This is a genomic window from Micromonospora sp. NPDC005171 (assembly GCF_040608575.1).
Classification (GTDB): Bacteria; Actinomycetota; Actinomycetes; order Mycobacteriales; family Micromonosporaceae; genus Micromonospora.
Genome location: NZ_JBEXIM010000001.1, coordinates 652,445 through 673,178 on the forward strand (window position 1 = coordinate 652,445; position 20,734 = coordinate 673,178).

General features: G+C 70.1%; 15 protein-coding genes. 7 read left to right on the forward strand and 8 right to left on the reverse strand.

The annotated features are described in order from the left end of the window. The first annotated feature begins 104 nt into the window (after nucleotides 1-104). Nucleotides 105-2,993 (forward strand): transglycosylase domain-containing protein, encoded by a 2,889-nt coding sequence (locus tag ABZU74_RS03050; RefSeq protein ID WP_355417751.1) that lies wholly within the window; start codon nucleotides 105-107, stop codon nucleotides 2,991-2,993. A gap of 123 nt (nucleotides 2,994-3,116) precedes the next feature. Then, on the forward strand, nucleotides 3,117-4,619 hold the full coding sequence (locus ABZU74_RS03055) for a glycosyltransferase 87 family protein (RefSeq protein ID WP_355417754.1): 1,503 nt from the start codon (nucleotides 3,117-3,119) through the stop codon (nucleotides 4,617-4,619). 91 nt (nucleotides 4,620-4,710) lie between these two features. Here the strand turns inward: ABZU74_RS03055 and ABZU74_RS03060 are convergent, their stop codons facing one another. Both ABZU74_RS03060 and ABZU74_RS03065 read right to left on the reverse strand, forming a co-directional pair. Further along, nucleotides 4,711-7,101 (reverse strand): hypothetical protein, encoded by a 2,391-nt coding sequence (locus ABZU74_RS03060; protein ID WP_355417757.1) that lies wholly within the window; start codon nucleotides 7,099-7,101, stop codon nucleotides 4,711-4,713. After that, the gene (locus tag ABZU74_RS03065; protein ID WP_355417760.1) at nucleotides 7,098-7,889 is read right to left on the reverse strand and encodes a deoxyribonuclease IV; all 792 of its coding nucleotides are present in this window, start codon (nucleotides 7,887-7,889) and stop codon (nucleotides 7,098-7,100) included. The genes ABZU74_RS03060 and ABZU74_RS03065 overlap by 4 nt, the downstream gene beginning before the upstream one ends. Nucleotides 7,890-8,517: 628 nt before the next feature. On the opposite strand from ABZU74_RS03065, the gene rpsF reads away from it, so the two are divergent. The 4 genes from rpsF to rplI all read left to right on the forward strand — a co-directional run bounded on the left by rpsF (nucleotide 8,518) and on the right by rplI (nucleotide 10,173). Further along, nucleotides 8,518-8,808 carry a 30S ribosomal protein S6 gene (gene rpsF / locus ABZU74_RS03070; RefSeq protein WP_036391391.1) on the forward strand — a complete coding sequence of 97 codons (291 nt, stop codon included), beginning with the start codon at nucleotides 8,518-8,520 and terminating at the stop codon, nucleotides 8,806-8,808. 80 nt (nucleotides 8,809-8,888) lie between these two features. Then, nucleotides 8,889-9,431, forward strand: a complete 543-nt coding sequence (locus ABZU74_RS03075) for a single-stranded DNA-binding protein (RefSeq protein WP_238687929.1) — start codon at nucleotides 8,889-8,891, stop codon at nucleotides 9,429-9,431. 41 nt (nucleotides 9,432-9,472) lie between these two features. After that, nucleotides 9,473-9,712: a 30S ribosomal protein S18 gene (rpsR, locus tag ABZU74_RS03080; RefSeq protein ID WP_013289355.1), complete on the forward strand. Its 240-nt coding sequence runs from the start codon at nucleotides 9,473-9,475 to the stop codon at nucleotides 9,710-9,712. 14 nt (nucleotides 9,713-9,726) lie between these two features. Next, nucleotides 9,727-10,173, forward strand: coding sequence for a 50S ribosomal protein L9 (gene rplI / locus ABZU74_RS03085; RefSeq protein ID WP_355417764.1), 447 nt, complete (start codon nucleotides 9,727-9,729; stop codon nucleotides 10,171-10,173). A gap of 102 nt (nucleotides 10,174-10,275) precedes the next feature. Here the strand turns inward: rplI and ABZU74_RS03090 are convergent, their stop codons facing one another. Further along, nucleotides 10,276-11,820: a hypothetical protein gene (locus ABZU74_RS03090; protein WP_355417767.1), complete on the reverse strand. Its 1,545-nt coding sequence runs from the start codon at nucleotides 11,818-11,820 to the stop codon at nucleotides 10,276-10,278. Between the two features lie 381 nt (nucleotides 11,821-12,201). On the opposite strand from ABZU74_RS03090, the gene ABZU74_RS03095 reads away from it, so the two are divergent. Continuing rightward, entirely contained in the window at nucleotides 12,202-14,898 is a 2,697-nt protein-coding gene (locus ABZU74_RS03095) for a replicative DNA helicase (protein ID WP_355417770.1), read from the forward strand. A 23-nt stretch (nucleotides 14,899-14,921) separates the two neighbouring features. Here the strand turns inward: ABZU74_RS03095 and ABZU74_RS03100 are convergent, their stop codons facing one another. The 5 genes from ABZU74_RS03100 to ABZU74_RS03120 all read right to left on the reverse strand — a co-directional run bounded on the left by ABZU74_RS03100 (nucleotide 14,922) and on the right by ABZU74_RS03120 (nucleotide 20,713). Further along, a complete protein-coding gene (locus ABZU74_RS03100; RefSeq protein ID WP_355417773.1) occupies nucleotides 14,922-15,599 on the reverse strand; it encodes a maleylpyruvate isomerase N-terminal domain-containing protein in 678 nt (225 codons plus the stop codon). A gap of 105 nt (nucleotides 15,600-15,704) precedes the next feature. Next, nucleotides 15,705-16,085, reverse strand: coding sequence for a zf-TFIIB domain-containing protein (locus ABZU74_RS03105; RefSeq protein ID WP_238670049.1), 381 nt, complete (start codon nucleotides 16,083-16,085; stop codon nucleotides 15,705-15,707). Between the two features lie 22 nt (nucleotides 16,086-16,107). Further along, complete coding sequence (locus ABZU74_RS03110) at nucleotides 16,108-16,740, reverse strand: phosphoribosyltransferase (RefSeq protein ID WP_355417776.1); 633 nt, start codon at nucleotides 16,738-16,740, stop codon at nucleotides 16,108-16,110. A gap of 41 nt (nucleotides 16,741-16,781) precedes the next feature. After that, nucleotides 16,782-18,140, reverse strand: coding sequence for a glycosyltransferase family 87 protein (locus ABZU74_RS03115; RefSeq protein WP_355417779.1), 1,359 nt, complete (start codon nucleotides 18,138-18,140; stop codon nucleotides 16,782-16,784). A gap of 50 nt (nucleotides 18,141-18,190) precedes the next feature. After that, nucleotides 18,191-20,713, reverse strand: a complete 2,523-nt coding sequence (locus ABZU74_RS03120) for a bifunctional diguanylate cyclase/phosphodiesterase (protein ID WP_355417782.1) — start codon at nucleotides 20,711-20,713, stop codon at nucleotides 18,191-18,193. Nucleotides 20,714-20,734: the final 21 nt, after the last annotated feature.

Below are 20,734 nucleotides of genomic sequence, written 5' to 3' on the forward strand. Positions count from 1 at the left end.
CCCCGGTTACCTGGCACCCCCGTGCCGGCGTCCCGGGTGAAGCAACTCACGGCAACCCGGTGGCGGCGCAGCCGCGCCCCACCGCGACCGGCAGGGTGTGAGGAATGAACTCGTACGGCGATCCCAGTTCTGCGCGCGGACGGACCCAGCACGCGGGTCCAGACGGTGACCCCGGACCGGGCGCGGACGACGCGTACCGCAGACCCGGCGGTGACTCCGGCGGGAGCGGCTGGTCAGCTTCGGAGGGCGGCGCGGCAATCCCGGGCCGCGCCTCGGTGACCCCGCGGGCCGCTGGTGGCCGCGCGGCGGTCGGCGGTTCGGCCTCGGTGCCGCCGCGTGGCGGTGCGGCCGCCGGGTCCGCCTCGGTGGGCTCGGCAGCGGCCGGCCGGGCCGGTCGGGCCTCGGTGCCGGTGTCGCCGGCACCGGGTGTGGCCGCCGGCCGCGCTGGCGCCGGTCGGGCCTCGGTGCCGGTCTCCCCGGCGCCGGGCGCGCCGGCAGGTCGGGCCGCGGTCGGTGCCGCCGCCGTCGGTGCGGCCTCGGTCGGCACCGCTTCGGCGGGCCGTGCCAGCGTCGGCTCCGCATCGGTCGGTGGTCGTGCGGCGGTCGCCCGGGCGAGCGTCTCACCGGTCTCCGGTGGGCCGGGTGGCCCTGGGGGTCCCGGTGGGCCGGGCGGTCCCGGTGGGCCGGGCGGTCCCGGTCGGGGTGGTCGTGGTCCGGGTGACTCAGGCGCCGCGGCGCGGGCGAAGAAGCGCAAGCGGATGAACCTGCTGATCGCCGGGTTCGCCGTCTTCATCATGCTCGCCGGCATCGGTGTGGTGACCTTCACCTACTACTCGACGAGCGTGGTGCTGCCACAGTCGCTGCCACTGCCGCTCTCCACCACCGTCTACGCGAACGACAACAAGACGATCGTGGCCAAGCTCGGCGAGGAGAACCGGCAGCTGATCAAGATCACCGACATGCCGCAGTACGTGCGGGATGCGGTGGCGGCAGCCGAGGATCGGAACTTCTACGACCACTCGGGTGTGGACTACAAGGGCATCGCCCGTGCCGCCTGGAACAACGTCTCGGGTGGCGACAAGCAGGGTGCCTCGACCATCACCCAGCAGTACGCGCGTAACGCCTACGAGAACCTCAAGGACGACAGCTACGCCCGGAAGGTCAAGGAGGCGATGTTCGCCTCCAAGCTGAACGACGAGTTCACCAAAGACCAGATCATGGAGCACTACCTCAACGTGATCTATTTTGGTCGCGGTGCGTACGGCATCCAGGCGGCGGCACAGACCTACTTCAACGTCGACGCCAAGAAGTTGAACGTGGCGCAGGGCGCTGTCCTCGCCGCCCTGATCCGGCAGCCGGAGCCGAGCGCCACCCACCAGGGCTATGACCCGGCGATCAACCTGGAGGAAGCCCAGGCCCGCTGGCGCTACGTCATCGACGGCATGGCCAAGAAGGGTTGGCTCGACCAGCCGAACCGGCCACAGCGACCCACGGAATACCCGAAGGTGGCGGCTCCGAAGAAGGGTGGGGCCGGGTTCGGCGTCGACAGCCCTCGGGGCAACGTGATCAATTACGTCCGCCAGGAGATGGACCGGATGGGCCTCTGCACCGACAACGGGGCGGCCGGCAAGGTCAGCTGCGTCGAGGCCCTACGCGTCGGCGGCTACCGGATCCAGACCACCATCGACCCGAAGCTCCAGGCCGCCGCCGAGAACACGGCGATGCAGTCGAAGAAGGGCTCCGAGCTCAACGACCAGCCGAAGAACCTGATGGCGGCGGTGGTCTCGATCGACCCGAAGAAGGGCCGCGTGCTCGCCTACTACGGCGGCGACAGCGGTGCCGACTTCGACTACGCCGGCAAGAACACCGACAAGAACGGTGACCTGACCGGTGGGCACCAGCCGGGCTCGTCGATGAAGGTCTACACGCTCGCCGCCGCAATCGAGGCCGGCATCTCGGTCAAGTCGCACTGGGACGCCACGCCGTTCAAGCCCGAGGGCACCGACGTCGAGATCGGCAACGCCAACCGCGGCGCCGGTAAGTGTGGCAAGTGGTGCACCCTCGAAGAGTCGACGATCCAGTCGTACAACGTGCCCTTCTACTGGGTCACCGACGAGATCGGTCCCGAGAAGGTGGTCGACATGGCCCGGAAGGCCGGCGTGACCACCATGTGGGGTGTCGACCCGCCGCAGGCCTTCGACCTGTCGAAGAAGGGGCGGAACCCGTTCGACAACTGGACCGGTTTCGGTAAGTACCCGATCACCGTCTTCGATCACGCCAACGCCATGGCCACCTTCGCCAACGACGGCAAGTACATCCCGGCGCACTTCGTCATCAAGGTCGAGCAGCAGGACAAGGAAACCGGCAAGTGGAAGGTCGTCGGCAGCGAGCGCATCAAGCCGGAGCAGCGGATCCCCAAGAAGATCACTGACGAGGTCACCGGCGTCCTGAAGCAGATCCCCCGGCCGAACAACCTCTCCTTGGAGGGCGGCCGGCAGGCCGCCGGCAAGACCGGCACCTGGGAGTACGACAACAAGGACAACGCGCACGCGTGGATGGTGGGCTACACCCCGCAGATCGCCACCGCGGTGTGGGTGGGCAGCCGCGATCCGAAGAAGCCGAAGATCCGCCTCACCAGCGGTAAGGCCATCGGCGGTTCGACGCTCCCCGGCCCCATTTGGGAGAAGTACATGAACACCGCCCTCGACGGGCAGGAGGAGATCTCCCTGCCCAGCGTCACCGGCGAGGGTGACGTCACGAAGGGCAACGGCAAAGAGCCGCCGCCGCCACCACCGACCAACCCGGGGGGCCAGCCCGGCCAGGGCACCCCTTGTAACCCGCTGGTCGATCTGTTCTGCAACCCCACCGGGGGCAACAACCCGGGCGGTAACCCCGGGGGCAATCCCGGCGGTAACCCCGGCGGCAACCCCGGCGGCGGCGGCACAGGTGGTGGCGACGGGCTGTTGCCCAGCCTGCCGCCCAACCGGGACTGAGCCACAGCGCACGACGCCGCCGCCGGCCGGACGACAGGTCCTGGCCGGCGGCGGCGTTTTCGTACCCGGAACTCCGCGCCGGGACAGGACGGACGGCCCTGTCGTACGGCAGGATGCCTCTTCATGAGCACCCAGTCGACGCCCGGCATCGACGACGCCGGAACCACCGATCACCCGTCCCGCTCCGACGGGTTCGTCCGCGGCATCTCCAGCGTCATCGGCGGGCCGCTGGGCGACCACGCGACCGCGCTGGACCGGCCGGCCGGCCGGGAGCGTCGCTTCTGGACCGCCGTACGGATCGTGCTGGCACTGGCGTGCCTCACGCTCGCGTTGCACTGGGTGCAGAAGTCGCCCTGCCAGGACGGCGCCTGGCAGAACAACGTCCAGTACACCCGGTTCTGCTACACCGACGTCCTTGCCCTCTACTACGCAGAGGGTCTCAACGAGGGCAAGGTGCCCTACCGCGACCACCCGGTCGAGTACCCGGTGCTGACCGGCTACTTCATGGGGGCGCTGGGCCTGCCGGTGCACGCCATCGGTGACGGCGACCCGAGCATCAACCAGGGTCAGTGGTTCTACAATCTCAACGCGCTGGTGCTGGGCGCGCTCGCGGTGGCCACTGTGGCGGTGATCCTGGCGTTGCGCCGACGACGACCCTGGGACGCGGCGCTGTTCGCACTCGCCCCGGCGCTCGTGCTCACCGCCACCGTCAACTGGGACCTGCTCGCCATCGGGCTGGCCGCCTTCGGCCTGCTGGCCTGGGCCCGTAAACGGCCGGCGGTGGCCGGAGTGCTGCTCGGCTTGGCCGGCGCGGCGAAGCTCTGGCCGCTGTTCCTGCTCGGGCCGATCCTCATTCTGGCGCTGCGGGCCGACCGGGTCCGCGCCGCCCTCGTCGCCATCGGCACGGCTATCGCGGCAGTGGTGCTGGTGAACCTGCCGGCCGCACGGGCGTACCCGGAGAACTGGGACCGATTCTTCGAGCTGAACACCACCAGGCCGATCGACTGGGGCACGCTCTGGTACATCGGGCGTTACCTGGACGGCAAGGTCGGCAACGACCCGGCCCAGCTCGGCCCGTTCGAGTGGCTGAACGTCAACATCCCGACCCTCAACACCCTTTCGTACGCGCTGTTCGGGCTGGCCTGCCTCGGCGTGGCCGTGCTGGCGCTGCGGGCGCCGCGCCGACCGCGGCTGGCCCAGCTCGGCTTCCTGGTGGTGGCGGCGTTCCTCATCTTCAGCAAGGTCTGGTCGCAGCAGTTCGTGCTCTGGCTGCTCCCGCTGGTGGTGCTGGCCCGGCCGAAGTGGGGCGCGTTCCTGGCCTGGCAGATCGCCGAGGTCTGCTACTTCGTCGCCTTCTACGGGGAACTGCTCGGCGCGGCAACCAGTAAGCCGGTCTTCCCGGAGGGGGTGTTCGTGCTGGCCTCGACGTTGCGACTGGCCACTGTGGTGGTGCTCTGCGTGTTCGTCGTCAAGGAAATCCTGCACCCCGAGCAGGACGCGGTGCGCGCCACCTACCCGGACGACCCGGACGGCGGGGTCCTCGACGGTGCCCCGGACGCCCCCTGGACAGACCGCTGGCGCCGCCCCGCGAGAAGCGAGCCCTCCGAGGAACTCGTCACCACCTGACCCCGCAAGGCGGACGCGACTCGGACCAGGTCAGGGTTTTCGGGGAAGCCGCCCGGCGCCGGGCGGCTCCCCCGAAAACCGCCCTACAGCTTCACAGGCGATAGACGACGGCGTCGCCGACGTCCTGGCGGCTGATCCCGAGCGACTCGACCGGCGCGTCGATGCTGATCTCCCACGGCGTGCCGACCACCTGGCCGCGCAGCAGCACCACAGTGCGGACGCCGAGCGTGCGCAGGTAGTCGACGCTCGTCTGGTCCGGGAACGACTGGCTCACCCGACGGACGTCGTCGAGCTGACGCGGCGTGAAGCCGCTACCGCCGTTGACCACGTCCGGGAACCCGTCGGTCGACCAGAGCATCACGTGCTGGTCCAGGCTCTGATTGCTGGGCAGCACCAGCAGCGGCCCCTGCGCCGACCGCATCGCGGCCGGTTGGGTCGGCACCACCGGATGCGGTGTGGTGTTCAGGCCCTCGACGGTGACCAGCAGCAGCGGCAGCAGGGTGGCCATCCGCAGCCACGGCCCCGGCCACGACGGAATTCGCTGCGCGGTCAACTCGCGGACCCGGTCGGTGAGCGCGGTGACCGCACCCGCCGCGAGCAGGCCGAGCAACAACGTGGTCCAGAGCATCAACCGCCCGGGGGTACGCAACCCGCTCCAGCCCGGCAGATGCTCGAAGAGCGGCACGTAGGTGAAGGTGCCGTCGAAGAAACGGGTGCCCATCGCGAAGGCCATCGTCACCAGCACCCCGGAGAGCAGCAGCAGTCGGTGCCGCAGCCGCCAGACCGAGAAGAACAGCCCACCCGCGGCGAGCGCGTAGAGCACGAAGCCCGGCAGCAGTGTCATCTCCGGGTGCCACGGCAGTGCCGCCCGTGCCCCCTCGTGCAACCCACCCCAGATTCGCGACTCGCCGGGGGCCGTCACGAAGCCTGTCGCCGGCGGCGAGAAGAGGCTGATGTCGCCGATGGTGCGCTCGGCGTACGGGTGCAGCTCGGTCACCTTGAAGAACGGCACCGCCATCAACAGACCGACACCGGCGAACAACACCCCGCCGAGCACATCGGCGGCGAACAACCGGCGACCGAACGGAACGGCCTGCCCGGTGCGTAGCCGCCGCGCGTAGAAGAGGACGGCAGTGATCAGCACCGCGCCCGCCAGGAAGTACGCGAAGGGCAGCCCGATGCCGAAACCGAGGCTGAGCTGCCAGGCCGCCACCAGCCAACCGGCGTAGACCCAACCGTCATGCCGGCGTTCCGGCCGGTAGCCGTGTCGGAGTGACCACCCGTGCCCGCGCGCCAACATCGCCAGCGCCAGCGGGATCCCACCGTTGGAGAGCACGTGCAGGTGCCCGGCCTGGGCCAGCAGCCACGGCGCGTAGGTGTAGCTCACCCCGGCCACGGCCGCACCGATCCGGCCGGCCCCGAGCTGTCGAGCCAGCGCGTACGCCCCGAACGTGGCGAGCGCGTGCGCCAGCACGAACATGATGTTGTAGCGCAGTACGGCGTCCTCGGGACCGCTGCCGAGCATCCCGGCCGGGGCGTAGCCGAGCAGCGTGTCGGAGAACGCGAAGCTCCACAGCTCGGGGAAGAACGTGTTCGCCTGCCACAGGCGCGCCGGGTCGGCCAGCAGGATGTGGCCGGACCAGGCCATCTGCCAGGACTGCAGGCTCGGGTCCCAATAGTCCTGCGGAAGGGTGTAGCGCGGATAGCGCAGCGTCGGCCAGGTCATCAGCACGGCCAGTGCCAACGCGCCGAGGGCGGCCAGGGTCCATTCGTGGATCAGGAACCGACCGACAGCTCGGCCCGCCCGAGTGAAGATGGAGGGCCGCGGCTCTGGCGCGGAGGCGAACGCCTCCCAACGCTCCGGGCCGACCGGCTTCGCCTCGCCGTCGGCCGCCTTCGCGTCCTTGCCGTCGGCCACCTTCGCGTCCTTGGCCGGTTCGCCGTCCTTGGTCGGTTCGCCGTCGCCGTCCTTGACAGCGCCATCCACCGTGCCGCTGCCCTTGGTCGCGGCGCTGTCCTTGGTCGCGCCATCCACCGTGCCGCTGTCCTTGGCCGGGTCGCTGTCCTTGGCTGCGTCGGTGCCTGTGGCGGTGCTGTCGCTGGCTGCGGTTTCGCCCTTGGCGGCAACCTGCTTGGCCGTGCCGTCCTGCTTGGCCGTGCCGTCCTGCTTGGCCGTGCCGTCCTGCTTGGTTGTGGTGCTCTTCTTGGCCGTGGTGCCCCGTTTGTCGCCGCGCCGGGCCGCGTCCTTGGCGGGGCCGCTCGTCGCGGGGTCGGCCTCGGGGGTGCCGTTCGGGGCGGCTTCGGTCGTTGCGCCGTCGCCAGTTCGCGGCTGGTCCGCGGTGTTTTCGGCGGGAGCTTTGGCAGAGATACGAGCCGGCTGTGTGGGGGTGCCCGCCACTGTCGGTGTGGCGGGCCGACTCTCGGCGTCCGCGCCGGTGGGGGTGGGCCGGGCGTTGCCGGTCCCGGGCTGTCCGCTCGTCATGCCGCCGGGCTCTCCGCTCCGAGTTGCTTACGCAGAAAGTCGATATCGGCGGCCTGGCCGGTCACACCGCCCGGCGTCTCGACGACAACCGGCGCGCCGGCTGCCCGGATCACCGCCACCACCAGCTCCGGGTCGATCGTCCCGCCGCCCAGGTTGTCGTGTCGGTCCTGGCCGGAGTTGAACGCGCCCTTGGAGTTGTTGGCGTGCACCAGGTCGATCCGCCCGGTGATCGCCTTGACCCGGTCGACCAGCCCGAGCAGTTCCTCGCCGCCCGCGTACGCGTGGCAGGTGTCCAGGCAGAAGCCGACCTCGTAGTCACCGATGGCGTCCCAGAGTCGGGCGAGTGCGTCCAGCCGTCGGGCGCAGGCCTTGTCGCCGCCGGCGGTGTTCTCGATCAGTACCGGTACGCCGAAGCCGCCGGAGTCCGCCGCGTACGCGAAGGTCTTGCGCCAGTTGTCGAAGCCGACGGCCAGGTCGTCGCCGGCGTTGACGTGCCCACCGTGGACGATCAGGCCCTTGGCGCCGATGGCGGCGGCTGCGGTGGCGTGGCCGAGCAGCAGCTTCCGGCTCGGGATCCGGATGCGGTTGTTGAGAGTGGCCACGTTGATGACGTACGGGGCGTGCACGTAGAGATCGACCTCGGCAGCGCTCAGCCGCTCGGCATCTTCGCGAGGCTTGGGCGCCTTCCAACCCTGTGGGTCGGAGAGGAAGAACTGCACGGTGTCGGCGGACCGGGCGGCCGCCTCCGCCAGCGGGTCGGTCGAATCGACGTGGGCTCCGATACGCATGCGAGCGAGCCTACGTCGCGACCCCGACGGCCGGGGCGACGGCCGGTGCGGTGTCGCGTCACCGGACGGACCGACGATCGTTGATGGGTTTGAACGGGCGACCAGCACCCGGTGCCCGCCAGCGGCGCGAGCGTCGCACGCGGCGTCCGGCGGTCGACGGCCATAGCGAGGTCACCCCGCCGCGCGGCCCGGCGCAGCGGGGGCGACCCCCATCGCACAGCGGCTACCGAGCGATGACGAATCTCGGAAATTTGTGCTTTTCCCCCCGACACGGTACGAGTGCTGTTGTATCGTCAGATAACAACACGATAAAGCTCCGCGGGGCGTCTTCGGTCCAACCTCATCGGTGTGGTCGTTCCTCCCCAGGTCCCACCCAAGGAATGCGGACCGGACGCCCCGCGGCCTCGTAGACGGGGGTTCACCACCGACCGGTTGACGGTCGGACGGTGGGCCCCCGTCGGCACGTCCGAGTGCGGGTCCGACCGCCCCGGGCATGATCGTTGGGACCGGGTATCCTGGTCAGGTTGTCCGCGTCCGGCCGGGTTCCCTCGGCGCGTGCGGGCGGCGACACAAGACCTCCTGCCACGGAAGGACCGTGGCCGCTTAGCCCACAGGAGGTGAGCACGTCTTGCGTCACTACGAACTAATGGTCATCCTCGATTCCAGCCTCGAGGAGCGCACCGTCGCACCGTCGCTCGACACGTACCTGAACGTGATTCGGACCGCGGGTGGCTCGGTTGAGAAGACCGACGTGTGGGGCCGCCGGCGCCTCGCGTACGAGATCAACAAAAAGGCCGAAGGCATCTACGCCGTCATCGACCTGCAGGCCACGCCTGCTGCGGTGGCCGAGCTGGACCGTCAGCTCCGGCTCAACGAGTCCGTGCTGCGCACCAAGGTCATCCGACCGGAAATGCGCTAGAGCATCCAACCCCGGTTCGTCCGGATCAGCCTCCGCGACTCTGTCGTACGGCTCTGCGAGCCTGTACAACGAGACGCTGAGTGCGCGAGGAGATGGTCATGGCAGGAGACACCACCATCACGGTCATCGGCAATCTGACCGATGACCCCGAGTTGCGGTTCACCCCCTCCGGGGCTGCGGTCGCCAAGTTCCGAGTCGCTTCGACACCCCGTTTCATGGACAAGGCGTCGAACGAATGGAAGGACGGCGAGCCGCTGTTCCTCGCATGCACCGTGTGGCGGCAGGCCGCCGAGCACGTCGCCGAGTCGCTGCAGCGTGGCGCTCGGGTGATCGTGTCGGGCCGGCTGCGTCAGCGGTCGTACGAGACCCGCGAGGGTGAGAAGCGCACTGTCATCGAGCTTGAGGTCGACGAGATCGGCCCGTCGCTGCGCTACGCCACGGCGAAGGTGCAGAAGATGTCCCGCTCCGGCGGCGGTGGCGGCGGCTTCGGTGGCGGCGGTGGCGGTGGCGGTGGCAATCAGGGTGGCGGCGGAGGCAACTTCGACGACCCCTGGGCTTCGGCTGCTCCCTCTCCCGCGCGTGCCGGTTCGGGCGCCAATTTTGACGAGGAGCCACCGTTCTAATGGCGCCGAGCGCCCGCGATCGCAAACCAGGAGCACGTGCAATGGCCAAGGCTGCGGCACTTCGCAAGCCGAAGAAGAAGGTGAACCCGCTCGACAAGGACGGGATCACCTATATCGATTACAAGGACACCGCGCTGCTGCGCAAGTTCATCTCCGATCGCGGCAAGATCCGCGCTCGTCGGGTGACCGGCGTGACCTCGCAGCAGCAGCGGCAGATCGCCCGTGCGGTCAAGAACGCCCGTGAGATGGCGCTCCTGCCGTACACGGCCACCACCCGCTGAGAGGAGGCACCGATATGAAGATCATCCTGACTCAGGAAGTGTCCGGCCTCGGTGCCCCGGGCGACATCGTCGAGGTCAAGGACGGCTACGGCCGTAACTACCTGCTGCCGCAGGGCTTCGCGATCGCCTGGACCAAGGGCGCGGAAAAGCAGGTCACGGTCATCAAGCGGGCCCGTGGGGCGCGCGAGATCCGCGACCTCGACCACGCCAACGAGGTCAAGGCTCAGCTCGAGGGCCTCAAGATCAACCTGAAGGTCCGCGCCGGTGACGGCGGACGGCTCTTCGGCTCGGTCACTCCGACCGAGATCGTCGACGCCGTCAAGGCGGCCAGCGGCCCGGTCCTCGACCGGCGTCGGCTGGAGGTGCCCGGTCACATCAAGTCGACCGGCACCTACCCGGTGAAGATCAAGCTGCACCCCGAGGTGACCGCGTCGTTCAACCTGAACGTCGTTCAGGGCTGACGTCCGCAACACCATCACGAGGGCCCGCACCGAGCGATCGGTGCGGGCCCTCGTGCGTACGTCGACCGAACCGGCACTGCCCAGGCCGCCGGCGCCGCCGGGTCACCCGATGGGCTGGCCCGTCACCGCGCTGATCATCACTGTGGAGAGGCCACCACCCACCACCGCGGCGGCAACCGCGATGGTCGCCGAGCGCCACGTCGTACCGACCCGCCGCAGCAGGGCCGCCACCACCAGACTGCTCACCAGAGCCAACCCGAAGCGCGGCGAACCGGCCAGGAGTGATTCCAAGGCGCGGGACCGGGCCGAGTCGCACCCGCCCCCACTGATGTCTGTCACACAACCAGCCGGTGCCTGGCTGTCCAAGGTCAACAGCCACACGAAGATCAGCATCGCCGGCACCAGATAACAGGCGGCCGTGTACAGCAGTGGCCGGACAGACCCACCCGGATCCGGGTCCAGGAGGTCGTCCTCAAGGCGCCGTGCCCAGGCGCCCGTGGCCGCCGACTCGACCCGTTGACGTACCGACGCCGTTCCCGCCGCCGGTCGGTCCGCCCGACGCCGCGGCGCACCCGCACGCGGCGCAGGCGCGCTCCGCGGTCGTGGAGCGGTGTATCCCACCACCGGAGACCGGGGCGCCGACGTCGGAGGATCCATCCACCGCGGGTCGTCATCCGCCAGTCGAGTGCCGGACCAGAAGCCGTCTTTCCGGCTCGGCCACCCCTCGGCGGCCACCGAGTGATCGGAGCGCGGCGCCAGCGTACTGTCCCACTGATCATCCTCGATCGCGGACCGCTCCCACTGGCCGGTGCGGTCGGACCGCTCCCAGCCGCCGACGCTCTCCACCGCCGACCACTGCCCGCTCAGGTCCACACCGTCCGCGCCGCTGGCCGGCGGCCAGGCGTGCACGCCCGAGGCGTCCCACGGGTCCACCGCCGGCGGGTACGACGGTTCGGGCTCCGCCGCCCGGTCCGACCCGCGCACCCACGGGTCGACCGCAGGACGGGACCAGGACTCCTCCGCCGCGCGGCGGCTCCGCCGGCTGCGACGACTCGGTTCCTGGTCCGGGACCTGCTCCGTCGGGGCGGCCTCCAGATCCCCGCCCGACCAGATCACCTGGGGACGGCCGACGGGCGCGCGGCGGGGACGCCGGTCCGCGACAGCGCCAGAAATCGGCTCGTCCTCCCCGGCGTCGGCCCGCCGGCGACCCGCGTAGCCCTGGTCCTGCGGCCGGTCGAGCGTCCACTCCCGGGTGTGGTCCGAGTCCGGCGCCGGGCCGATCGCTGCCTGCTCTCGCCGACGCGTCTCGCCGCCCCGCCGCCGACCACCCGACGACTCGGCGGACCGCCGGCCTGCGCCGGAGGTCGGCCGCTCGGGCTCGGGCTCGGGCTCGTCATCGTCTGGTGCCGCGTGACGACCGGCGCCATCCGCGTGCCGAACCCCTGACTCCAGCGCCCACCGGGGCAGGTAGGCGTCGACAGGCTCGTCCTGGCCGCGGTCCAACGCACGCCGTCGGCTGGAGGTGCGGTAGCGCCCGTCCTCGTCGTACGGGTCAACCGGAACAGACGCCGCGCGTTCACCCCACGAGGCGGTTGGCTGGCGCTCGCGCGGGCTGCCATCGCCGCGTCCCCAGTCCCGGTAGTTCACGGCCGGAGTGTGACCCTTCTGAACCGAAAGCGGAATCCGCTGTCCAGGTGTAGCCGTTCGCTGGAGATAGTACGGGACGATCGTGTCACAGGCCCGACCGAAATATTCTCCTCCACAGGCTGGGGAGCATGTTTCCGCAGGTCAACGACTTATGGCCGAGAATTCCCCAATGGTTGTCCACAGGCTGTGCACACGCTGCGCACATGCTGTCCACCGGGATCCACAGGTTGTCCCGAGGCTCGTCCACCGGCGTTGTTGAGTCTCTGACCTCGGGGTCCGTATGGTTGGCCCTCGACCGCCGGCGATGGCCCCCGATCGACCGGCCCGGTCGGACGAGAAGTGTCAGACCCCAGCGGTAGAGCTGGGACTGGATCCGGCGCAGTGGAGGGGGGACCCGTGTCGGTCACCGACGACATGCGGGCAGAGCCACGCTCCGGCGGAGGCCAGCCACCCGCGCAGCGGGACGGCCAGTTCGACAAGACCCCGCCGCAGGACGTCGCCGCCGAGCAGTGCGTCCTCGGCGGCATGCTGCTCTCCAAGGACGCCATCGCCGACGTCGTCGAGATCCTCAAGACCAACGACTTCTATCGGCCGGTGCACGCCACCATCTTCGACATCATCCTCGACATCTACGGTCGCGGTGAGCCGGCCGACTCGATCACGGTCGCGGCGGCGCTCGCCGACTCCGGGGATCTGGTACGCATCGGTGGCGCGCCGTACCTGCACACTCTGATCGCCAGCGTGCCCACCGCCGCCAACGCGGCGTACTACGCCCGGATCGTCAGCGAGCGGGCGGTGCTGCGCCGGCTGGTCGAGGCCGGCACCAAGATCGTGCAGCTGGGGTACGGCACCGCCAGCGGCGGCAGCCGCGACGTGGACGACGTCGTCGACCTCGCCCAGCAGGCCGTGTACGACGTCACCGAACGCCGGGTCAGCGAGGACTTCGCGGTCCTGGCCGACATGCTGCAGCCGACGCTGGACGAGATCGAGGCGGTGGGCGCGCAGGGCGGCATGATGACCGGCGTGCCGACCGGCTTCAGCGACCTGGACCGGCTGCTCAATGGCCTGCACGCCGGGCAGTTGATCATCGTTGCAGGCAGACCTGGTTTGGGTAAATCGACCGCTAGCATGGACTTTGCCCGAAATGCCGCGATTCGCGCCAACCAGGCGGCCGCCATCTTCTCGCTGGAAATGAGCAAGGTCGAGATCGTGATGCGACTGCTCTCCGCCGAGGCGCGGGTGCCGCTGCACGTGCTGCGCAGCGGTCAGCTCTCCGACGACGACTGGACCAAGCTGGCCCGATGCATGGGTGAGATCAGCGAAGCACCGCTCTTCGTCGACGACACGCCGAGCATGAACCTGATGGAGATCAGGGCCAAGGCCCGCCGACTCAAGCAGCGGCACGACCTCAAGATGATCGTGGTCGACTATCTCCAGCTGATGACCTCACCGAAGCGCACCGAGAGCCGCCAGCAGGAGGTCGCTGACCTGTCCCGTGGCCTGAAGCTGTTGGCCAAGGAGGTCGAGTGCCCGGTGATCGCGGTCAGTCAGCTGAACCGTGGTCCCGAGCAGCGCACCGACAAGCGACCTCAGCTGTCCGATTTGCGTGAATCAGGTTGCCTCACGGCGGAGACCCGGGTGGTTCGAGCGGATGACAACACCGAGATCACGCTCGGCGAGTTGTTGTCAAACAACGCAAAAGACATCCCGGTCTGGGCGTTGGACGAGAGCCTTCGGTACACGCCCCGCACCATGACCCACGTCTTTCCGAGCGGTAGCCGCGAGGTGTTCCGGCTGACTCTCGCATCGGGCAAGCAGATCGATGCCACAGCGAACCACCCCTTCCTCGCCTTCACCGGGTGGGTGCCGCTCGGTGAGCTGTCGCCCGGAGACCGCATCGCCACGCCACGCCACCTACCGCCGCCAATGGTTACCCGCCCATGGGCCGACGCGGAGGTCGTCATGTTGGCTCACCTGTTGGGCGACGGCTCGTTCGTGCGCCGCCAACCCATCCGATACGCAAGCTGCGATGAGCTGAACCTGCAGGCTGTGGCGGAGGCCGCGAAGCATTTCGGGATCACCGCCGTGCGCGACGACTATGCGGCGGCGAGGGTGACCACCCTCCGACTGCCTACGCCCTATCGGCTGGCTCGCGGTCGGCGTAACCCCATCGCGGCTTGGCTGGACGACTTAGGCCTCTTCGGCCTGAGATCACACGAGAAGTTTCTCCCTTCGAGGGTCTTCAGCCTGCCTAAGGCGCAGATCACCGCTTTCCTACGGCACCTGTGGGCCACGGATGGTTCGGTGACGGTCAACGGCTCGGGCCGCGGAGGGCGCGTCTATTTCGCATCCACGAGCCGACGAATGCTTGAGGACATCTCTCGACTGCTCCTGAGGTACGGCATTACAGCCCGGCTTAAGGTCGTACCGGTCGTGGGGCATCGCCCTCAGTACACGCTCGATATCTCTGGCCGGGATGACCAGCTGAGATTCCTGCGCGAGATCGGTGTCTACGGGCAGCGGTCGGAGGGCTGTTCCGCTCTGCTGGCCGCGCTGGAGTCGACGGAGAGCAACACCAACGTCGACACCGTGCCACGAGAGGTGTGGACCAGAGTCAAGGAGATTCTGGTCGAGCAGGGCATGACTCACCGTGAGTTCGCCAAGGCCATCGGTACCCAGTTTTGCGGCAGTACCCTCTGGAAGCGTGCGCCAAGCCGCTCCCGGCTGGCGGCGATCGCCGGTGTTCTTGATGCGGCCGACCTGGACCTACACGCCACGAATGACATCTTCTGGGACTCGATCGTCTCCATCGAGTCGATCGGTGAGCAGGAGGTGTTCGATGCGACAGTGCTCGGGAAGCACAACTTCATCGCAAATGGCATCGCCACCCACAACTCCATCGAGCAGGATGCCGACGTTGTCATCTTGCTGCACCGCGACGACTACTACGACAAGGAGTCGCCGCGGGCCGGGGAGGCGGACTTCATCGTTGCCAAGCACCGGAATGGCCCCACCGACACGGTGACCGTCGCAGCCCAGCTGCACCTGTCCCGCTTCGTCGACATGGCCATCGGCTGACCGGCGCGACGCCCCGTCGTCGCTCAGCCGAGCAGTGGGAACCAGCCCGCCGACTCGCCCAGCTCCAGCCGGTCCCGGTCGGTCAGCGGGACGCGCCCGGTGGCCTTCAGCAGGAAATCGTGGTCGTCCCACGCGCTGGGTCGAACGGTGTCGTCGCTGAGCAGACCATCCATCGTCGCCACAGCGACGCGTACCGCCAGGGGGCCGGGCGGCGGCGCGTCGGGCAGCTCCAGCGTCAGGTCCAGGTGGTGGATGACGGCTTCGGTGGTCAGGGTGGCGAGGAAATCCGGTACGCGCAGCACGTGCCCCTGCGTGGTCACATACCCCTCGGGGTCGGCTGACCGGGCGGCGCGGACCGCCGCCGGGGCGGTGTCCCGCCAGAGTTCGACGATCCCGGTGGGACGGTCGAAGGCGGCAGCCGACCGGCGGACCCACCAGGCGTGCCGGGCGGCCTCGTCGTCGCCGCCGGGAAAGTCACGCCAGTAGCTCACGTCGTCGACGTCGGCGGGGCCGTCGGCGGGGCTGGCCAGTGTGACAAGTGCCCGCTGGGCGTCGCCGAGCACATGCAGGAGCAGGTCAGCGATGAGCCAGCCGTGACAGCGGGTGGCCCGTTGCAGGCCGGCGTCGTCCAGGTGACCGACCACCGCTGTGATCCCGTCGTACGCCTGGGCCAGCGCCTCGTCCGGTCGCGTCGCGGTCATGCGATTCAGCCTCGCATGAAGCATCGCGCCCGCCAACGATCAATGGCCCGGGTGGTGCGCCCGGGCCGACACGTGGATCGACCCGGGCGGAACGTCGGCCCTGGATCAGCCGAACATCTCGTCGAGGAAGCCCTTGCGCTTCTTCTGCCGGTAGTGGCCGTGGTAGCCGTGGTGCTGCTGCTGGTGACCGTAGGCCGGCTGCGGCGGGTAGCCGTGGGCGGGCGGGGGCGGCGGCGGGACGGCACCGTAACCGGGCTGGTGCGGCGGGGGCGGCGGGGGCGGGTAGCCGGCCGGCTGCTGCGCGGGCTGCCCTGGTGCGCCTCCGGTCTGTTGGCGGCTCCAGTTGGCCTCCGCCTCGAACAGCTTCTCCAACTCGCCGCGGTCCAGGAAGATGCCTCGGCACTCCCCGCACTGGTCGATGACGACGCCGCTGCGCTCGTACTGGCGCATTTCTCCGTGACATTTGGGACAGGTGAGGCTACTCATCGCCCGACGGTACCCGGTGGACCTATGCAGTTGCTGTGAGCGCCTCGGTGACTTCTTCGTCGGACACCTCGTGGAAGTCGTCGTAGTAGACGCTCACCGCGCCGAAGTCCGCTGGACGTTGGGCACAGAGGACCTGGTCGGCCTCGGCGGCGAGCAGTTCGTACGCCTCCTGCGCGCCGACCGGGACCGCGACCACGACCCGGTGCGCACCGAGGTGGCGGGCGACCTCGACGGCGACGCGGGCGGTCGCGCCGGTGGCGAGGCCGTCGTCGACGATCACGGCGGTCCGCCCGGTGAGGTCCAGCTGTGGGCGGTCGCCCCGGTAGAGCCGTTCCCGGCGTTCCAACTCGGCCTGCTCCCGGTGGCGGACCTCGGCGATGTCGTCGCTGCTGAGTCGGCTGGCCACCGCGTCGTTGAGCACCTGGACACCGCCCGGACCGAGGGCGCCGAAGGCGACCTCCCGGGCCCACGGCATGCCGAGCTTGCGGACGACGAGCACGTCCAGTGGCGCGCCGAGCCGTTCGGCGACGACCCGGGCGACCGGCACGCCGCCGCGGACGAGGCCGAGGACGACGACGTCCGGTTCGCCGATGAGTGCGGTGAGCCGTTCGGAGAGCACCCGGCCCGCGTCGGCCCGGTCGCGGTACGTCGTCATGCCTTCAGGTTTACGCCCTGACACGCCGTTCCGCTCGGAAGTTACGCCGAAGTGGCCCGACCGGACCGGTCGGGGACCGTGGCGGTCGCCGTGTCGACCGGGCGGTGCAGGGCCGGGGCCCAGGTCAGCAGGGCCAGCGGGTACAGCAGGTAGCCGAAGCGGGTGGTGGGCATCAGGGCGATGGCGGCGAGCAGCCCGTACCCGCAGATGAGCGCTGCGGCGACGGCGGTGCGGGGCGGGCGGCGGGCGAGCCGGACGGCGATGGCCACTCCGGCGGCGACCAGCAGCGCGGCGGCGATCAGCCGGCCGGCGGGCAGCGCGCTGGCGATCAGGTAGCCGGGAAACGGGGACTGCGCGGGGCTGGTGACCAGCCCGTGGCCGAGGGGGAAACGCAGCACGTTCTCGGTGAGGGCGTCGCGGTCCACCAGCAGCGCCGGCAGTAGTGCGGCGACGGGTAGGCCGATGGCCCCGACGGCGACCCGGGTGCCGGCGCGCCGGGTCAGACCCCAGACGATCAGGACCAGGGCGACCGGCCAGGCGAACAACTTCAGCGCGCCGGCGAGCCCGACCGCGAGGCCGGCCCGGCCGGGTCGGTCGGCGGCGGCGAACGCGAGGGCCAGCAGGCAGAGCGCGAGTACGGGTAGGTCGTCGCCGCCGGTGGCGAGGGTGAGGGCGCAGATCGGCAGTACGGTGGCGGCCTGCACACCGCGCAGCAGGGCGGCGTCCCGCCAGTGGGCAGCGGTGGCGGTGGCCTCGCGGGCGGTGGCCTGGCCCGTGGTGGCAGGTGTTCCGCGCAGGGCGGCCACGGCCAGGGCGAGCGCCAGCGCGGTGCCCACCGCGAACCAGACCCGGGAGTCGGTCCACCAGGTGTCGAGCAGTGCTCTGGGCAGGCCGAACATCGCCATGCCGGGCTGGTACGGGGTGTAGCCCATCAGTTGCTCGCCGGGTGGCAGGGAGGCGATGGCGTCGGGTCCGAGGTAGGGCGTGCCGTGCTCCAGGAGGCGGCTGCCGGCGTGCTCCACGACCAGCACCTCCTCCTGGGCGCGGTCGGTGCGCCCGCCGGCCCGGTCGATGCTCTGCCAGGCCAGGGGCAGCAGTGTGCTGGCCGCCCAGGCGAGACCGGTGACCACCCAGCGGGCCGGCAGACCGGCCAGCCGGGAGGTCGGTGAGCGTCGACGCAGCAGGAGTTGGGCGATCACCGTCAGCGTTGCGAGCAGGTAGCCGACGGCGGCGACCGCGCCCCAGGCGCGGTGCGGCAGCAGTGTCGACGTGACCGCGGTGATCGCGGCGAAGGCTGCCGAGACGGCGTAGAGGCCAAGGTCGAGGGCGAGTCCGCCGGCCGCGTTGTCGAGCGTCCGCCAGTGCCAGCGGCGGCGGGCGGTCGGGTCGTCGACGATCACGCGCGACAGTCTGGCAGACGGGGCTGTCCGCGCAGCGGGCCGACGCCTGCTCAGGCGGGCAGGTGTGGCAGCCGGTCGGGCCTGGAACGGCCGGCCTGGCGGCGGTTCTGGCTCAACCGGATCACCGCCCCGGCGTCGTGCAGTGGCGCGGCCAGCGTGCCTGGCCGGCCCCCCGAGCCGCGCTGCATCGCCGCGAGCAGGGTGCCGGACGGCACCGGCCGGGCGAACAGGTGCCCCTGGCCGGCGACGCAGCCCAATTCCCAGAGGGCGCGCCGCTGCGGCTCGCTCTCCACCCCCTCGGCCACCACGTCCAGGTCGAGGCTGCGACCCAGGTCGAGGGTGGAACGGATGACGGCGGCGGCCTCCGCCGAACTCTCCATCGTCGTCACGAAGCTCCGGTCGATCTTCAGCTCGTGTACCGGGATCCGGGAGAGCAGCGAGAGGGAGGAGTAGCCGGTGCCGAAGTCGTCCAACGCCAACCGGACTCCCTCGTCACGGAGCCGGCTGAGCACCCGGTCGACCACGTCGAGTTGGCTGAGGGTCAGCGTCTCGGTCAGCTCCAGGACCAGCCGGTCCGGTGGCAGGTCGTGGGCGCGCAGGCGGGCCAGGACCGAGCCGGGGAACCGCGCGTCGAGCAGGCTGCGTGGTGACACGTTCACCGCGACCGGTACGTCGAAGCCGGCGTCGCGCCAACTGACAGCCGCGGTCAGCGCCTGGTCGAGGATCGCCTCGGCGAAGGCCGGTAGCAGGCCCGAACGTTCCACCGCCTCCAGGAAGCGCAGCGGGTCGATCATGCCGTGGGTGGGGTGGTGCCAGCGGGCCAACGCCTCCGCGCTGGTCACCTCGCCGGTGCCCAGGTCGACGATCGGTTGGAAGTTGACGACGAACTCGTGGTCGGCGACCGCGCGCGGCAGGTCACCGCCGAGGGTGAGGCGACCGAGGTCGGCGGTGTCCCGGGTCGGGGCGTACGTCGAGATCCGCTGCCCGGCCCGCTTCGCCTGGTACATGGCCACGTCTGCGCGGCGCAGCAGCTCGGCCATGCCGCCGTTGGACGGGGCGCCGGATATCCCGCCGCTGGCCTCGACGCTGATTCGCATGCCGTCCAACTCGAACGGCTCGTGCAGGGCGGCGAGCAGCGTCTCGGCCCGGTGCGCGGCCACCGCCGGGGCCGGCAGACCCCGCAGGAGTACGGCGAACTCGTCGCCCCCGAGGCGGGCCACCAGGTCGGTCGCCTGGGCCGCATCCCGCAACCGGTCGGCCACCTGCACCAGCACCTGGTCGCCGGCGGCATGCCCGAGCGTGTCGTTGACCTCCTTGAAGTGGTTGAGGTCGATCAGCACCAGCGCGGTCACCCCGTCGGCGTGCCGGGTGCTCAACTGCTCGGTGCCCTCGTCGAGGAGGTGTCGGCGGTTGGCCAGGCCGGTCAGCGCGTCGTGCGAGGCCGCGTACGCGTGCTCGTCGGCGACCCGGGCCAGTTCGGCGTACGCCTGGGCGTTGCGGACGGCCGTGCAGAGCGCGGAGGCAAAGGTGCGCAGGGTGTACTGCTCCCGTTCGGAGAGCTGCACCGGGCCGCGGAAGCGCAGTCGGAGCATGCCGACGTCGACGGTCCGGTCATGTCCTTCGAGCGGCGCGGGGACGATCGTGCCGTCCACGTCGGTGGGCGTGCCGGTCGGGCCGTCGAAGGTGATGCCGCCGGTGCCACCGCGCACGGTGCGGCCGCCGTCGCGCAACTCGATCTCGACCTCGTCGGCGGAGAACAACTCGGCGGCCTGGGTGACGGCGGTGGTGAGGACGTTGTCCAGGTCGACCACGTTGAGCGCGTCGGTGGTGCGGGCCAGCCGCTGCCACGCCTGCTGTTCGGTGCGGCCTCGAATGCGTGCGGAGTAGGCCAGGTGCAGGCTCAGGACCAGTGGCGGGACGGCGAGCAGGAGCCGTGGGTCCATCTGGAGGGTGAGCAGGGTCAGGGCCGCCACCACGAACCGGACCGCGTAGCCGGCCAGGCGAAGATCCAGGTTGCTGCGGAACTGAGTCGAGATTTTGGTGCCGGAGGCGAGCGCGATCACGGGGATCGCCAGCAGTTCGTCGAGGAGGGCGGCGAGGAGGTACGCGACCGACAGGATCCCCACCAGCTGCGGGGCCTGCATGGCAGGCCAGGTCCAACCGAGCAGTGCGAAGGCAATGCCGGCCCCGGCCGCGACGAGGATGTTCTTGCCGACGCCGAAGGCCAGCTTGATCGGTGGTAGCCGAGCCGAGGCGATGGTGATCCCGATGCAGGTGCAGAGCACCACCCAGGAGACGGGGGCGATGGCAGCCGCAATGACGATCGCTGCCTCGCTCCAACTGATCAGGTGCACCGTGGACCGGACACGTACGCGTGTCTTGACGAACGCACCTAAGGCGATCATGGCGGTCAGCGTTACCAGGGTTGCTCCGTCGGGTGTCGGAGCCTTGACCGCGGGGAAGGTCAGTCTCAGGGAGGCGACCGCAACGATCGTGGCAGCAACGACGAGGAGACCGACGATCAGCCGTAGCCGTCGATCGGTCCCGTCATCGCGTCGTTGTGAAGAGGCCACGCAACTCCTGGATTACCTCGC